Source organism: Kluyvera sp. 142486 (assembly GCF_046569695.1).
Classification (GTDB): domain Bacteria; phylum Pseudomonadota; class Gammaproteobacteria; order Enterobacterales; family Enterobacteriaceae; genus Kluyvera.
In genome coordinates this window covers 1-16,366 of the sequence record NZ_JBKHUI010000013.1, presented here as the reverse complement: position 1 = coordinate 16,366, position 16,366 = coordinate 1, and the positions used below count along the sequence as shown (strand labels likewise).

Below are 16,366 nucleotides of genomic sequence, written 5' to 3'. Positions count from 1 at the left end.
CTTTCGGGTGAGAAAAAATAGTCCGCGACAAATCATTGTTTTCATCATGCCCTTTCTGCACAAAAGTGCACATCTCTGACCAGCGGCTTTACCGCAAATACGCTTGAACTCCCGACAGGACGGCGTTATACCAGATCGAGAACCCGTTTTTACGTTTTGCACATATGTGCAGGAGCCAGCCACTTTGATGGAAAACAGCGACGATATCCGCCTGATAGTGAAAATTGCCCAGCTTTATTACGAGCAGGAGATGACGCAGGCGCAAATCGCCCACGAACTAGGGATTTACCGCACCACCATCAGCCGCCTGCTCAAGCGCGGGCGCGAGCTGGGCGTGGTGACCATCGCCATCAACTATGACTACAACGATAGCCTGTGGCTGGAGGAGCGGCTGAAGCAGAAATTTGGCCTGAAAGAGGCCGTTGTCGCACCGCTGGAGAGCGAGGCCGGAGCTTATGGCGCGCAGCTGTTTGAACGACTGCTGACGCCCAACGCCGTGATAGGCTTCGGCTGGGGTCGCGCGGTCAGTGCGCTGGTCGAAGCGTTACCACAGTCCAGCCAACCCCACCCGCTGGTATGCGTGCCTATCGTTGGCGGGCCGTCCGGTAAGCTTCCGAGCCGCTATCACGTCAACACGCTGACCTACAGCGCCGCCACGCGACTCAAAGGCGAGTCGTATCTCGCTGATTTTCCGGCCCTGCTGGATAACCCGCTGATCCGCCGGGGCATCATGCAATCGCTGCACTTCCAGACGCTGGCCGACTACTGGCAGCGGCTGGACATCGCGGTGGTGGGCATCGGCTCACCCGCCATTCGCCATGCGGCCAACTGGCAGGCGTTTTACGGCAATGCGCAAAGCGATGAGCTGGAGGCGCTTCAGGTCGCAGGTGATATCTGCTCACGCTTTTTTGCTGGTAACGGCATACCCGTTGCCACCGCGATGCAGGAAAAAACGCTCGCCATTGAGCTCAAGACCTTAAAGCAGGCCCGCTATGTCATCGGTCTGGCGAGCGGTGAAGAGAAGCACGCCGCTATTCTTGGCGCGCTGCGCGGGCAGCATATCAATACGCTGGTCACCGACCGGGCCACCGCAGAATATTTAGTGCAGTAAGACATTAACGAGGACATGACCATGATTAACCGCGATACCCAGCTGTGCATGTCGCTTGCCGGCCGCCCCGGCAACTTTGGCACGCGCTTTCATAACTATCTGTATGAAAAACTGGGGCTGAATTTTATCTATAAGGCCTTTACCACGCAGGACATTGAAGCGGCGGTGAAAGGCGTTCGTGCGCTGGGCATCCGCGGCTGTGCGGTGTCGATGCCGTTTAAAGAGAGCTGCATGGCATTTCTGGATGCTATCGATCCGTCGGCCAGGGTCATTGACTCCGTCAACACCATCGTCAATGACAGCGGTCATCTGACCGGGTTTAACACTGACTACATCGCGGTAAAAAGCCTGATTGCCAGCCACCAGCTTGATACCGCCTCCCGTGTAATGATTCAGGGCAGCGGCGGGATGGGGAAAGCGGTGATTGCCGCCTTCCGCGACGCAGGCTTTAGCGATGTAATTATCGCTGCCCGCAACGAGGCTAACGGCAGCGCGCTGGCTAAACAGTACGGGTTCCAGTGGCAGGCACAGCCGGACGCTGACGGTATTGATATTCTGGTTAACGTCACGCCTATCGGCATGGCGGGCGGCAAAGAGAGCGAGCAGCTAGCCTTTAGTGAAGCGATGGTCGCACGCGCCAGCGTGGTGTTTGACGTGGTGGCTCTGCCGCCGGAAACGCCGGTTATTCAACTCGCCCAGCGCTTGGGGAAAAAGACTATCAGCGGTGCTGAAGTGATTGCCCTGCAGGCGGTGGAGCAGTTTGTTATGTATACCGGTGTGCGGCCGGATGATGCGCTGGTTGTTGAGGCCGCAGCGTTTGCCAGAGCGGGGTAAGCGCCCCTTCCCGGCACTCTACTGCAACATCGTGAACTACATCAGTAAGCGGCCTGGCGCAGGGTGATAACATGCCGCCCTGCTCGATAATTTTCTGATTAATAGGAGAAATGATGGACTTACTTCTGCTGAGTAACTCGACGCTGCCGGGTAAAGCCTGGCTGGAACACGCGCTGCCGCTGATTGCGGGTCAACTGAACGGCCGCCGTCGCGCGGTGTTTCTGCCGTTTGCGGGCGTGACGCAGACCTGGGACGAGTACACGGCAAAAACCGCCGCGGTTCTGGCGCCGCTGGGCGTCACGGTCACCGGTATCCATAGCGTGGCAGACCCTATCTCCGCGATTGAAAACGCCGAACTGATTATCGTTGGCGGCGGCAACACCTTCCAGTTGCTGAAAGAGAGCCGCGAGCGCGGGCTGCTCGGACCGATTGTCGATGTGGTGAAGCGCGGTGCGCTGTATGTAGGCTGGAGCGCGGGCGCGAACCTCGCCTGTCAGACCATCCGTACCACCAACGATATGCCGATTGTCGATCCGAAAGGGTTTGATGCGCTGGGGCTGTTCCCGCTGCAGATTAACCCGCACTTCACCAACGCGCTGCCGGAAGGCCATAAGGGCGAAACCCGCGAGCAGCGTATTCGCGAACTGTTGGTCGTGGCGCCGGAATTAACGGTGATTGGTCTGCCGGAAGGCAACTGGATTCAGGTGGCTAACGGTGAAGCGACGCTTGGCGGGCCGCGTACCACCTATGTGTTCAGAGCGGGTGAAGAGGCGGTGGTGCTGGAGGAAGGGCATCGCTTCTGAGCCGTGAACCCGGGGTCGGCGTGAACGCCTCGCCCGGGCTACAAACCGTAGGCCTGATAAGCGCAGCGCCATCAGGCTATTCGGCGCACATTGCCGGATGGCGGCGTAAACGCCTTATCCGGCCTACAAGGTGGCCCGGCCGAGGCCGGGTTTACCGCTAGTAATCGTCGCGATCGTCGTCTTCATCCGGCTGCTCCAGTACGCTGTAGGCCACAGAGCAAAACAGCGAGTTCAGGCGCAGCATGTCACCCAGCAGCGCCAGGTGCAGAGTACTGGTTTCAATACTCTGCACGTTCTGCTGGTGCAGACGGTCGACGTGCGCGTGCGCATAGCGGCGATTCAGAATACGGAACCGATGCTTGCTGCGGCGCAGGCGGCGGGCGCTGGTGACGTCACCGGCGAAGAACACCGACATTGCCAGTTGCAGGTTGCTTAGCAGCAGCTCATACAGCGCTTCCAGCTCTTTTAACCCTTCAACCGAGAAGGCACGGCGCGCGGCCAGCGATTTGTCGGCAATCTCACTGCCCATGCGCTCAATAATGTCCGAGGCCTGTTCAAGGTTGAGCGACATTTCGATAATCTCCGCCCAGCGGCGGGACTCCTCTTCCGCCAGCTCATCTTTCGGCATTCGTGCCAGATAGAGCTTGATGGCGGTGTAGAGCACGTTGATATCATCCGCCTGCTTACGCAGGTTTTTCTCCTCACGCGGCTCACCGTGCATCACCTTTTTAAGGCCGTCCAGCATCTGCTCGGTGGCATCACCGATGCGCAGCGTTTCGCGGGCGGCATTGGCCAGCGCCAGCGTTGGGGTATCCAGCGCGGTCACGTCCAGGTGCTTCGGCTTGAGGTTGGCGTCCAGCTCCGGCTCGTCGCGAATCAGGCGCTTGCAGAGTCGCGCCATTGGCTCGGCGAACGGCACCATCGCCAGGCAACGAATCAGGTTGTAGAAGACGTGGAAATAGATAACCAGCTCGGATTCCGGCAGCGGCAGCTTGTGCATCACGTCAGCCAGCATGTGAACGAACGGCAGGATAATCAGGCTGCCCACCAGCTTAAACAGCAGGCTACCCAACGCCACACGGCGGGCGGCGGCGTTCGCTGCGCTGTTGTTGAGCATCGCCAGCAGACCGGAACCGAGGTTGGCGCCAATCACCAGGCACAGCGCCACCGGGAAGGAGATAATGCCGGCGGCGGTCAGCGTCGCGGTCAGCAACACCGCCGCCAGGCTGGAGTAACTGATGATAGCGAACACCGCGCCAATCAGGGCATCCAGCAGAATATCACCGGTCAGCGAGGCGAAAATCACCTGTACGCCGTTGGCTTCGGTAATCGGCCTGACCGCCTGAACAATTAATTCCAGCGCCAGCAGGATAAGCCCGAGCCCAATCCCGACGCGGCCAAGCTGCCCTTCGCGGGTCTGCTTGCGGCCAAGGAAAAAGGCCACGCCGATAAATATCAGCAGCGGCGACAGCCACGACAGATCGAAGGTCAGGATACGCGCCATTAGCGCGGTCCCCACGTCGGCGCCTAGCACAATCACCAGCGCCGGCGTCAGGGCAACCAGATCCTGCGCGACAAAAGAGGTCACCAGCATGGTGGTGGCGTTGCTGCTCTGGACCAGCGCAGTAACGCCGATGCCCGCGCAGAAGGCGAGCGGTTTTTTCTCGACGCTGCGGCTGAGCACGGTACGCAGGCGCGCGCCGAAGACGCGCATTACGCCAGTACGCACGATATGGGTGCCCCACACCAGCAGCGAGACGGCAGAAAGCAGGTGCAGCAGAGTTAACACGGAATCAGTTTCTCCTTATTGTTATGGGTTCCTGAGGCTCCTATGCCTGATGGCGCTGCGCTTATCAGGCCTACAAATCATCCCTATGCAGGCCGGATAAGGCGATTACGCCGCCATCCGGCAACAGCCTTCTTTCAGTATAAGGGTTTACGCACAATAAAGAGACAGAGCGCTCATTGAGCGCCCTGTTAGTTGTAAGGAAAGATGACGGTTTTGTGAATCAGTCGGCGTCGTAGCCAAGGTTCGGCGCCAGCCAGCGCTCCACTTCCTCCACGCTCATTCCTTTACGGAAGGCGTAATCCTCCACCTGATCGCGCTGAATCTGCGCCACCGCGTAGTACTTGCTGTCCGGGTGGCTGAAATACCAGCCAGAAACCGACGCGCCTGGCCACATGGCGAAGGATTCCGTCAGCTTCATACCGGTATGGGTTTCCACGTCCAGCAGCTCCCAGATGGTGCCTTTTTCGGTGTGCTCCGGGCAGGCCGGGTAGCCCGGTGCCGGGCGAATACCCTGGTAGTTTTCGCGGATCAGCTCGTCATTGCTCAGGTTTTCATTCGGCGCGTAGCCCCAGTAAACCTTACGCACGCGCTCGTGAAGATACTCGGCGAAGGCTTCCGCCAGACGGTCGGAAATCGCCTTCACCATGATCTTGTTGTAATCGTCGTGCTGCGCTTCATACGCATCGGCCAGTGCATCCTCTTCCAGACCGCCGGTCACCGCGAAAGCGCCGATGTAGTCCGCTTTGCCGGAGGTTTTCGGCGCCACAAAGTCAGACAGGCAGTAGTTAGCAAAGCCGACTTTTTCGGTCTGCTGGCGCAGATGATGGCTGACGGTCAGCACGTGGGTACGCGTTTCATCGCGATAAATTTCCACGTCGTCGCCTACGCGGTTAGCCGGGAACAAGCCCACCACGCCGCGAGGGTTCAGCGCTTTCTCGGCGCTCAGTTTATCCAGCATGTCGTTGGCATCTTTAAACAGGCGCTTCGCCTCTTCGCCCACCACTTCATCTTCGAGAATGCGCGGATACTTCCCGGCCAGCGACCAGGTCATAAAGAACGGCGTCCAGTCGATGTAGTTACGCAGCGTTTCGATGCTGGCTTCCACTTCCTGCACGCCCAAGCGATGCGCCACCGGCGGAGTGTAGTTTTCCCAGTCGAACGCCAGATCGTTTTCCCGCGCCGCCGCCAGCGTTACCGGCGGAGTGCGTGGTTTTTTGCGCCCGTGCTGAATACGCACGGTTTCGTACTCTTTGCGCGTGCGGGCAACAAAGTCGTCGTGCTGAGTATCGGAGAGCAGCGCCGCCACTACACCAACGGTGCGCGAGGCGTTCTGGACGTAGACCGTTGGGCCGCTGTAGTTCTGCTCGATTTTCACCGCGGTGTGCGCTTTTGAGGTGGTCGCGCCGCCAATCAGTAGCGGAATGGTAAAGCCCTGACGTTCCATCTCTTTCGCTACGTTGACCATTTCGTCCAGCGACGGGGTAATCAGGCCAGAGAGACCAATCAGATCCGCATTCACCTCTTTGGCGGTTTTGAGGATTTTGTCCGCTGGGACCATCACGCCGAGGTCGATGATTTCGTAGTTATTACACTGCAACACCACGCCGACGATGTTTTTGCCGATATCGTGTACGTCGCCCTTCACGGTCGCGATAACCATCTTGCCGTTGCTGGAGCCTTTCTCTTTGCTGGCTTCAATGTACGGCTCGAGGTAGGCCACCGCCTGCTTCATCACGCGGGCTGATTTCACTACCTGCGGCAGGAACATTTTGCCCTCGCCGAACAGGTCGCCGACCACGTTCATGCCGTCCATCAGCGGCCCTTCGATCACCTCAATCGGGCGCGCGGCCTGCTGGCGGGCCTCTTCGGTGTCGAGTTCGATAAATTCGGTAATACCTTTCACCAGCGAGTATTCGAGACGCTTTTTCACGTCCCAGTTGCGCCATTCCGCCTGTTGCGCGTTGGCAGTCTCGTCGGTTTTGCTGCCGCGATATTTCTCGGCCAGCTCCAGTAAGCGCTCGGTGCCGTCGTCGCGACGATTGAGAATCACATCCTCTACCGCATCGCGCAGTTCAGCCGGCAGGTCGTCATAAATCGCCAGCTGACCGGCGTTAACGATCCCCATATCCATGCCGTTACGGATGGCGTAGTAGAGGAACACCGCGTGAATGGCCTCACGCACCGGGTCGTTACCGCGGAACGAGAATGACACGTTGGAGACGCCGCCGGAGATCAGCGCATGCGGCAGCTCGCGTTTGATGTCTTCACAAGCGCCGATAAAGTCCTGCGCGTAGTTGTTGTGCTCTTCAATGCCGGTTGCCACGGCGAAGATATTCGGGTCAAAGATGATGTCTTCCGGCGGGAAGCCCACTTCCTGAGTCAGAATGTTGTAGGCGCGGCGGCAAATCTCAATTTTGCGTTCGCGGGTGTCGGCCTGGCCCACTTCATCAAAGGCCATTACCACCATCGCCGCGCCGTAGCGACGCACTTTTTTCGCATGTTCGATAAACGGCTCAACGCCCTCTTTCATCGAGATGGAGTTGACGATACCTTTGCCCTGGATACACTTCAGCCCTTTTTCGATGACCTCCCATTTGGAGGAGTCGATCATAATCGGCACGCGGGCGATATCCGGCTCACCGGCAATCAGGTTGAGGAAACGCACCATCGCCGCTTCGGCGTCGAGCATCCCTTCATCCATGTTGATGTCGATGATCTGCGCGCCGCTTTCCACCTGTTGGCGGGCCACGTCGAGCGCTTCGTTGTATTTTTCTTCTTTGATCAGGCGCTTGAACTTCGCCGAACCGGTGACGTTAGTACGTTCACCGACGTTAACAAACAGGCTGTCGTCGCCGATGTTCAGCGGCTCAAGGCCGGACAGACGGCAGGCGACCGGCAGGTCCGGCAGTTTGCGCGGCGGCAAGCCTTCGACCGCACGGCTCATCGCCGCAATGTGTTCCGGCGTGGTACCGCAGCAGCCGCCGACCACGTTGAGGAAGCCCGCCTGCGCCCATTCCTGAATCTGGGCCGCCATGGTGTCGGCATCAAGGTCGTACTCGCCGAAGGCGTTCGGCAGACCGGCGTTCGGGTGCGCGGTCACGTAGCATTCCGCAATGCGCGACAGCTCCTGGACGTACTGGCGCAGTTCGTCCGGGCCGAGGGCGCAGTTCAGGCCGAAGGTCAGGGCGTCGGCGTGACGCAGGGAGTTGTAGAACGCTTCGGTCGTCTGGCCGGAGAGCGTACGCCCGGAGGCGTCGGTGATAGTGCCGGAAATCATGATCGGCAGGTCAACGCCCAGCGCTTCAAACTCCTCTTTCACCGCAAAGATTGCCGCTTTGGCGTTCAGGGTATCAAAAACGGTTTCAATCAGAATCAGGTCGCTGCCGCCCTCCACCAGCGCTTTGGTGGATTCACGGTAGGCCGCCACCAGTTGATCGAAGGTGACGTTACGGTAAGCCGGGTCGTTGACGTCCGGTGAGATAGACGCTGTACGGTTGGTTGGGCCAAGCACGCCCGCGACATAGCGCGGTTTGTTCGGCGTGCGCGCCGTCCATTCGTCGGCACAGGCACGCGCCAGCTTCGCCGCAGCAAAGTTAATTTCCGCCGACAGGGATTCCATCTGGTAATCTGCCATGGCGATGGTCGTGGAGTTAAAGGTGTTGGTTTCAATGATATCCGCGCCCGCTTCAAAGTAGGCGTTATGGATAGCGCTGATCACCTCCGGCTTGCTGAGTACCAGCAGGTCGTTGTTTCCCTTGAGGTCGCACGGCCAGTCGGCGAAACGCTCGCCGCGGAAGTCCTGCTCGCTCAGACGATAGCCCTGGATCATGGTGCCCATGCCCCCGTCCAGAACCAGAATACGTTCATTTAACTGCGTACGCAGTTGCTCCACTTTGCTGCTCACAAGCACTCCCGACACCGCTCAACGAAACCCAGGCCTAAAAAAGGCAATAAAACATACTGGCATAAACTGTGAGGGTGGAAAAGGAAACAACTTGCTACTTGAGACATGTTCAACATGACTCATCGGAGCAGTAATACGAACGGTTGTATTATAATCAATAAAAACGAAAACAATTTCCACGATACAGAAAGGAGTTGCGATGGTTGCCAACGTTCCTGCAAAACGCGGTAGAAAACCCGCCCCTGCCGCTGCTCCGGCGACCGGCCAGGTGCAATCGCTGACCCGCGGCCTAAAGCTGCTGGAGTGGATTGCCGAATCCCATAGCAGCGTCGCGCTGACCGAACTCGCCCAGCAGGCTGGGCTACCGAACTCCACCACCCACCGCCTGCTCACCACCATGCAGCAGTTGGGGTTCGTGCGTCAGGTGGGTGAACTGGGGCACTGGTCCGTGGGCGCACACGCCTTTATCGTCGGCAGCAGCTTCCTGCAAAGCCGCAATCTGCTGGCCATCGTCCACCCGATTCTGCGCAAGCTGATGGAAGACTCCGGCGAGACGGTGAATCTGGCGGTGCTTGATAAGAGCGATCACCAGGCGATTATTATCGACCAGGTGCAGTGTACACAGCTGATGCGTATGTCCGCCCCGATTGGCGGCAAGCTGCCGATGCACGCCTCCGGCGCGGGCAAAGCATTTTTATCCCAGTTGAGCGAGGAGGAAGTCACCAGCCTGCTGCACCGCAAGGGGCTGCACGCTTACACCCACGCTACGCTGGTGTCGCCGGTGCATCTGAAAGATGACCTTGCCCAGACGCGCAAGCGCGGCTATTCGTTTGATGATGAAGAACATGCGCTTGGCCTGCGCTGCGTGGCGTCGTGCATTTACGACGAGCACCGCGAGCCGTTTGCCGCTATCTCCATCTCTGGGCCGATTTCGCGCATTACCGACGACCGGGTCACCGAGTTTGGTGCGATGGTGATTAAGGCAGCGAAAGAGGTGACGCTGGCGTACGGCGGGATTAAATAAACAAAATGCCCCTGTGGGGCATTCTCGGTAGGCCTGATAAGCGTAGCGCCATCAGGCAGATCGGCGCACATTGCCGGATGGCGGCACAAGCGCCTTATCCGGCCTACGGTCGGTTTCATAACGTACGCTGAAACGCTGGCGGCGGCGGTAGGCGTAAACGTCTTCTACATGCCCATTCTTGATACGCGTTTGCAGGCCTCGCCAGTAGTCGGCGCTGAGCAGGTCGGCGTGCATCTCTTCAAACAGCGGCCCGATGCGCGGGTCGGCGCACAGCCAGTGGCGGAACTCTTCCGGGAAGACATCCCCCGGCGACACGCTGTACCAGGGCTCGCTGGCAAGCTCGTCCTCCGGGTAGCGCGGCGGCGGAATGTCGCGGAAGTTCACCTCCGTCATATAGCAAATCTCATCGTAGTCGTAGAACACCACGCGGCCGTGGCGGGTGACGCCGAAGTTTTTAAACAGCATATCGCCGGGGAAAATATTGGCGGCGGCAAGCTGGCGAATGGCGTTGCCGTACTCTTCCACCGCATCACGCAGCGGCTGGCCATCCACCCGCTCCAGCCAGAGATTCAGCGGCACCATTCGGCGTTCGATGTACAGATGGCTTATCGCAATTTTATCGCCCATATCGACGATCTTACCCGGTACTTCCTGCAACAACAGCGCCATTAAAGCGGGCGCAATCTGCCGCTTATCCAGCACGAAGTTTTCAAATTCCTGGGTATCCGCCATGCGGCCAACGCGGTCATGCTCTTTTACCAGCTGATAGCAGGCGCGCACGTGGGCGGCAGACATCTCTTTTTGCGGCGCGAATTTGTCTTTGATGACCTTAAACACCCGGTCGAAGCCCGGCAGCGTGAACACCAGCATCACCATTCCGCGAATGCCCGGCGCTTCGATAAACTGCTCGTCGGTGCTGGCGATATAGTTCAGGTATTCACGGTAGCTTTCCGTTTTCGCGTGTTTCTGGCAGCCAATCGCCATATACAGTTCAGCGGTGGTTTTACCGGGCAGGATCTCGCGCAGCCACTCCACCAGGGCGGCGGGCAGCGGAGCATAAACCATAAAGTAGGAACGCGCAAAGCCAAAGACGATGCTCGCCTCTTCGGTGGTGGTGAGGCAAGTATCGACGAAAAGCTCCCCTTCATCGGTACGATGAATCGGGATTAAAAACGGCAGCGTACCGTTTGGCGTGATGAGCTTACCGATAAGCCAGGCGGCTTTATTTCGGTAAAACAGCTCGTTAGCGATTTGCAGATGCGCACGGTGCAGCATCTCAGCGCCTAGCGTTTCGCTCAGGTGCGCCATGATGTAGCCGACATCGCGGGATTTGTTTTGCCACGGCAAGCGCAGCGGCAGGTCGCTGAGCATTTTGAAAATCACCGCTTCCCAGCCATATTCGGGGAAGAAGTCTTTCGCCAGCGGCCGGGGAATGGCGCGGAAGCGGCGCTCCGGCTGCGAGCTGAAAATAAATAACCGCTCGGGGCTAAGCGAGCGGTGATCGAATAATCGACAATAGACCGAGTTAAAAAAGCTCTCAGCAATTTCGAAGCGCGGGTAATCCGGCAGCAGTCGGGTGTACTGCGCTTTAACGCGCAGCAGAAAATCCGCATCGGTGCTTTTACCGTCGGTAATACAGCGCAGCTGTTCAACCACCAACCCCACGTGGTGGTCGTACAGATGGATACGGCTTTTCATCGCCTGCTGAACCGCATGCCAGTCGGCCTGTTCAAACCGTTGCTGTGCGCCGGAAGTGACTTCCAGAAAACGCCCGTACTGGGCGTCAAATCCTTGCAAAATGGTCTGCGCAATCAGTAATTCCAGGCCTCGCGTCATCATCGCTCCCCATCCGGCACCGAGTCATGCCGGATGGCGCGTTGGCTTATCCGGCCTACATGTCGTTGTAGGCCCGGTAAGCGCTGCGCCACCGGGCAGTAATCAGAACTGCGATTCTTCGGTCGAGCCGGTCAGCGCGGTCACCGAGGAGGTTCCGCCCTGGATAATGGTGGTGACATTATCGAAGTAGCCGGTGCCGACTTCCTGCTGGTGAGAAACGAAGGTGTAGCCATCTTTCGCCGCTGCGAACTCCGCCTGCTGAACCTTCTCAACGTAGTGCTTCATCCCCTCGCCCTGCGCGTAAGAGTGCGCGAGGTCGAACATGTTGAACCACATGCTGTGGATGCCCGCCAGGGTGATGAACTGGTATTTGTAGCCCATGTCCGACAGCTGCTGCTGGAAGCTGGCAATGGTTTTATCATCCAGCTTTTTCTGCCAGTTGAACGACGGCGAGCAGTTGTAGGCCAACAGTTTGCCTGGGTATTTCGCGTGGATGGCATCGGCAAAGCGTTTTGCCAGCGCCAGATCCGGGGTAGAAGTTTCACACCACACCAGGTCAGCATACGGCGCGTAGGCCAGGCCACGGCTGATCGCCTGCTCAATGCCCGCATGGGTACGGTAGAAGCCTTCGCTGGTGCGCTCGCCGGTGATGAAATCGCTATCGTACGGGTCGCAGTCAGAGGTGATGAGATCCGCCGCATCCGCATCGGTACGGGCGATCAGCAGGGTTGGAACGCCCATCACATCGGCCGCCAGACGCGCGGCAACCAGCTTCTGAATCGCTTCCTGAGTCGGTACCAGCACCTTGCCGCCCATGTGACCACACTTCTTCACCGAGGCCAGCTGATCTTCGAAGTGTACCGCCGCTGCACCGGCTGCAATCATCGATTTCATCAGTTCAAAGGCATTCAGTACGCCGCCGAAGCCTGCTTCCGCATCGGCAACGATCGGCAGGAAATAGTCCACATAGCGCGGGTCGTTTGGCTCAATGCCATTCGCCCACTGAATCTGATCCGCACGGCGGAAGGTGTTGTTGATTCTGTCTACTACAGCCGGAACAGAGTTCGCCGGGTAGAGCGACTGGTCTGGGTACATGCTGGAAGCCAGGTTCGCATCTGCCGCCACCTGCCAGCCGGACAGATACACCGCTTCAATACCTGCTTTCGCCTGCTGCAGCGCCTGACCGCCGGTCAGCGCGCCAAGGCTGTTGACATAGCCCTTTTTCGATTCGCCATGCAGCAGACGCCACATTCTGGCGGCACCGAGCTGGGCCAGCGTACATTCTGGATTGACCGACCCGCGCAGTTTCACCACTTCTTCCGCGCTGTACGGGCGACGAATGCCTTCCCAGCGAGGCTGCGTCCACTCTTTTTGTAAATCTTCGATTTGTTGGGTACGAGTTTTCATGTGCAGATGCTCCATATTGTTATGTGGTGAATTACGCCAGCAGGCGGTAGCCAGGCAGGGTCAAGAAGTCGATAAGTTCGTCGGAGGTGGTGATCTGCTCCATCAGGCGTGCGGCATCATCGAAACGGCCGCCGCTGAAGCGCGCATCGCCCAGCTCGTCTTTGATAACCAGCAGCTCTTCGGCCAGCATCTGGCGGAACAGCGGTTTGGTGACCGGTTTGCCGTTGCTCAGCGTCTTCTGGTGGTGGATCCACTGCCAGATAGAGGTGCGGGAGATCTCAGCGGTCGCCGCATCTTCCATCAGGCCATAAATCGGTACGCAGCCGTTGCCGGAGATCCAGGCTTCGATGTACTGCACCGCCACGCGAATGTTGGCGCGCATCCCCTCTTCCGTGCGCTCGCCGTCGCACGGTGTCAGCAGTTCTTCTGCGGTAATCGGCGCGTCGTCAGCGCGGGAAACGGCTAACTGGTTAGGACGTTCGCCCAGCACCTCGTTAAATACCGCCATTGCGGTATCCGCCAGACCGGGGTGCGCCACCCAGGTGCCGTCGTGGCCGTTATTGGCTTCCAGCGATTTATCCGCTTTTACCTTGTTCAGCACCTGCGCGTTGCGCTCGGCATCTTTGCTTGGGATAAACGCCGCCATGCCGCCCATCGCGAAGGCGCCGCGCTTGTGGCAGGTTTTAATCAGCAGGCGCGAGTAGGCGCTGAGGAACGGTTTATCCATTGTCACCACCTGACGATCCGGCAGTACGCGATCCGGATGGTTCTTCAGGGTTTTGATATAGCTGAAGATGTAGTCCCAGCGGCCGCAGTTGAGGCCAACAATATGGTCACGCAGCGCGTGCAGAATTTCATCCATCTGGAAAACTGCCGGCAACGTTTCAATCAACAGCGTGGCTTTGATGGTGCCGCGCGGCAGGTTGAAGCGGTCTTCAGCGAAGCAGAACACCTCGTTCCACCAGGCCGCTTCCTGCCAGGCCTGCGTTTTCGGCAGATAGAAATAGGGGCCGCTGCCTTTGGCCAGCAACGCTTTGTAGTTGTGGAAGAAGTAGAGCGCGAAATCAAACAGGCTGCCCGGGATGGCTTCACCGCGCCATGTGACGTGTTTTTCCGGCAGGTGCAGGCCACGCACGCGACAGATAAGCACCGCCGGATCGGGCTTAAGCTGGTAGATTTTTCCTGCATCGTTGGTATAGCTGATGGTGCCATTGACAGCATCGCGCAGGTTGATCTGGCCTTCAATCACCTTGCTCCAGTCCGGCGCGAGGGAGTCTTCAAAATCGGCCATGAACACTTTGACGTTCGCGTTCATCGCGTTAATCACCATTTTGCGCTCAACCGGCCCGGTGATTTCTACACGACGATCCTGCAAATCAGCCGGAATACCGCGAACCGTCCAGTCACTATCTCTAATGGAAGCAGTTTCCGAAATAAAACCGGGGAGTTTACCGTCATCGATATCCTGCTGCTGCTGAATACGAGCAGCCAGTAGCTTATTGCGTTTAGGCGTAAATCGGGTCACCAGTTCGGTCAGAAATTCCACCGCTTCCGCAGTCAGAACCTGCTGTTCCTGCGCGCCAGAAGGCTTCAGAAAAGCCAGTTCATCGGTTGTTGTGGCCTGTTGTGTCATGGTGCAGCTCCTCGTGAGTGATCCGAATAGTTTCCCCGCCAGCTGAGCAGAAGATCGTTGTGTAGTTTTCGCTCAACGTTTTTAATCCTAATCAATAAAATTAAAAAAACAAAAACAATTTCCATTTTTAATTCAAAACAAATACAACTTATTGATTAGTAATAAGATAAAAATTTATTTTGTACTGGAGGTGATTTCGGAAACAAAAAAGGCACCCGAAGGTGCCTGATTGAGAATGCTGAAACGCTTTAGGATCGTGGAAGGTAGAGGATCAATCCAGTGTAGGGTTCATATTCCGCAGATCGTACGGTGTGATCTGGTAGACGTAGTAGTTGAGCCAGTTGGCAAACAGCAGATTTCCGTGGCTGCGCCAGGTCGCGTGCGGTTTATTATTAGGGTCATCTTTCGGGAAATAGTTGTACGGTACTTCCGGGGTTAAACCCGCATCCACGTCGCGGAAAAATTCGCTCGCCAGGGTATGAGCATCGTATTCCGGGTGGCCGGTGACAAAGGCGATACGCTTATCTTTGCTGGCGAACAGATAGGCGTCACCACCTTCCGTTTCAGCGAGAATTTCCAGGTCGGTATAGTCACGAATCAACTGCGCCGGGAAGTCGGCATAGCGAGAGTGCGGCGCCAGGAAGCTATCATCAAAGCCGCGCGTCAGCAGGGCATGCGGGTGGAGAATGTGGTGTTCATAAACGCCGGAGAGCTTGTCGTTGCGGGTTTGCTTGGGAATGCCATACAGGATATTGAGTGCGGCCTGTACCGCCCAACAGACAAACAGCGTCGACGTGACGTGATCCTTGGCCCACTCGAGCACCTGTTTGATCTGCGGCCAGTAGGCAACGTCGTTAAATTCTACCAGCCCAAGCGGCGCACCGGTGACGATAAGACCATCGAAGTTCTGGTCGCGAATGTCGTCGAAATTGCAGTAAAAGTTATTAAGATGCTCCGTTGGCGTGTTACGCGACTCGCGCGCATCGATACGCAGGAGCTGGATATCCAGCTGCAGCGGAGAGTTTGACAGAAGACGTAAGAACTGGTTTTCTGTCTCAATCTTCTTCGGCATCAGGTTGAGGATCAGCACCTTCAAAGGACGAATTTCCTGACCTGTAGCACGCGACGTGGTCATCACAAAGACGTTCTCATCACGCAAGAAATTGACGGCTGGTAGCTCGTCCTGCACCCGAATCGGCATAACCTTATTACCTCACAGCATACGTATAAACGTTTAGACATCCAGACACCTAACGATACCCAGATTTCCATGAAATGTCGAGTCTGCATGTTGAAGGTGAGAAAGTTTCAATTACTCATAAGGTAGAATGTTGAAACGATTCGAAAAGGAGAAAAATGATGATAATTCGACGTTCACAGCGCCATGAGGGCGAACGGCTTATTGCGATTTGGTGTCGTTCGGTCGACGCAACGCATGACTTTCTTTCCGCACAGGATAGAGCAGACATTGAAGTTCAGGTGCGAGCCTTCCTGCCGGAAGCACCGCTCTGGGTGGCGGTAGATGACAATGATATGCCGGTAGCGTTTATGCTGCTGTCTGAGCATCATCTGGAAGCGCTGTTTGTCGACCCTGACACACGAGGAACCGGTGTGGGGCGTAGAATGGTTGAACATGCGCTGTCGCTGATCCCCGATCTGACCACGGATGTAAATGAGCAGAATGCGCAGGCGGTGGGGTTCTATCAGAAGATGGGGTTTGTCGTGACCGGCCGGTCGGAGACGGACGATCATGGACGACCTTATCCGTTGCTGCATTTGCGTTATTTCGGTGACGTCCCGGCATCGGCGTAGCCTACCCTACCAGGCGATTGTAGCCCGGGCGAACGCAGTGACCCCGGGATGTTCACCGCACTTTCATTTTCAACACACGCAAAAAAGCCCATCCGTCAGGATGGGCTTCTTCACTAAATTGATGCCTGGCAGTTCCCTACTCTCGCATGGGGAGACCCCACACTACCATCGGCGCTACGGCGTTTCACTTCTGAGTTCGGCATGGGGTCAGGT

At 57.4% G+C, this 16,366-nt stretch carries 11 protein-coding genes and 1 rRNA gene; 5 read left to right on the top strand and 7 right to left on the bottom strand.

All coding sequences use genetic code 11. The features are described from left to right. Window positions 1-187: 187 nt before the first annotated feature. From ACLGE8_RS14940 to pepE, 3 genes are all read left to right on the top strand, one after another. Entirely contained in the window at window positions 188-1,111 is a 924-nt protein-coding gene (locus ACLGE8_RS14940; RefSeq protein WP_410999587.1) for a sugar-binding transcriptional regulator, read from the top strand. A 21-nt stretch (window positions 1,112-1,132) separates the two neighbouring features. Beyond that, window positions 1,133-1,945, top strand: coding sequence for a shikimate 5-dehydrogenase (locus ACLGE8_RS14935; RefSeq protein ID WP_410999585.1), 813 nt, complete (start codon window positions 1,133-1,135; stop codon window positions 1,943-1,945). 113 nt (window positions 1,946-2,058) lie between these two features. Next, complete coding sequence (pepE, locus tag ACLGE8_RS14930) at window positions 2,059-2,748, top strand: dipeptidase PepE (protein WP_410999772.1); 690 nt, start codon at window positions 2,059-2,061, stop codon at window positions 2,746-2,748. A 157-nt stretch (window positions 2,749-2,905) separates the two neighbouring features. On the opposite strand, the gene ACLGE8_RS14925 is transcribed toward pepE, so the two are convergent. Next, window positions 2,906-4,537 carry a Na/Pi cotransporter family protein gene (locus tag ACLGE8_RS14925; RefSeq protein ID WP_410999583.1) on the bottom strand — a complete coding sequence of 544 codons (1,632 nt, stop codon included), beginning with the start codon at window positions 4,535-4,537 and terminating at the stop codon, window positions 2,906-2,908. Window positions 4,538-4,757: 220 nt separating this feature from the next. Continuing rightward, window positions 4,758-8,441, bottom strand: a complete 3,684-nt coding sequence (gene metH / locus ACLGE8_RS14920; RefSeq protein ID WP_410999582.1) for a methionine synthase — start codon at window positions 8,439-8,441, stop codon at window positions 4,758-4,760. A 199-nt stretch (window positions 8,442-8,640) separates the two neighbouring features. Here metH and iclR point away from each other — a divergent pair, with 199 nt between their 5' ends. Beyond that, window positions 8,641-9,465, top strand: a complete 825-nt coding sequence (gene iclR, locus ACLGE8_RS14915) for a glyoxylate bypass operon transcriptional repressor IclR (protein WP_035895219.1) — start codon at window positions 8,641-8,643, stop codon at window positions 9,463-9,465. Window positions 9,466-9,516: 51 nt separating this feature from the next. Here the strand turns inward: iclR and aceK are convergent, their stop codons facing one another. From aceK to metA, 4 genes are all read right to left on the bottom strand, one after another. After that, window positions 9,517-11,301 (bottom strand): bifunctional isocitrate dehydrogenase kinase/phosphatase, encoded by a 1,785-nt coding sequence (gene aceK / locus ACLGE8_RS14910; protein ID WP_410999770.1) that lies wholly within the window; start codon window positions 11,299-11,301, stop codon window positions 9,517-9,519. A gap of 102 nt (window positions 11,302-11,403) precedes the next feature. After that, complete coding sequence (gene aceA / locus ACLGE8_RS14905; protein ID WP_185668424.1) at window positions 11,404-12,708, bottom strand: isocitrate lyase; 1,305 nt, start codon at window positions 12,706-12,708, stop codon at window positions 11,404-11,406. A 31-nt stretch (window positions 12,709-12,739) separates the two neighbouring features. Next, on the bottom strand, window positions 12,740-14,341 hold the full coding sequence (gene aceB / locus ACLGE8_RS14900) for a malate synthase A (RefSeq protein WP_410999580.1): 1,602 nt from the start codon (window positions 14,339-14,341) through the stop codon (window positions 12,740-12,742). 271 nt (window positions 14,342-14,612) lie between these two features. After that, window positions 14,613-15,542, bottom strand: coding sequence for a homoserine O-succinyltransferase MetA (gene metA, locus ACLGE8_RS14895; RefSeq protein ID WP_185668422.1), 930 nt, complete (start codon window positions 15,540-15,542; stop codon window positions 14,613-14,615). A gap of 155 nt (window positions 15,543-15,697) precedes the next feature. Here metA and ACLGE8_RS14890 point away from each other — a divergent pair, with 155 nt between their 5' ends. After that, entirely contained in the window at window positions 15,698-16,153 is a 456-nt protein-coding gene (locus ACLGE8_RS14890; RefSeq protein WP_410999578.1) for an acetyltransferase, read from the top strand. 123 nt (window positions 16,154-16,276) lie between these two features. Here ACLGE8_RS14890 and rrf read toward each other — a convergent pair. Continuing rightward, window positions 16,277-16,366: ribosomal RNA gene (gene rrf, locus ACLGE8_RS14885) — 5S ribosomal RNA — on the bottom strand; the annotation flags it as partial.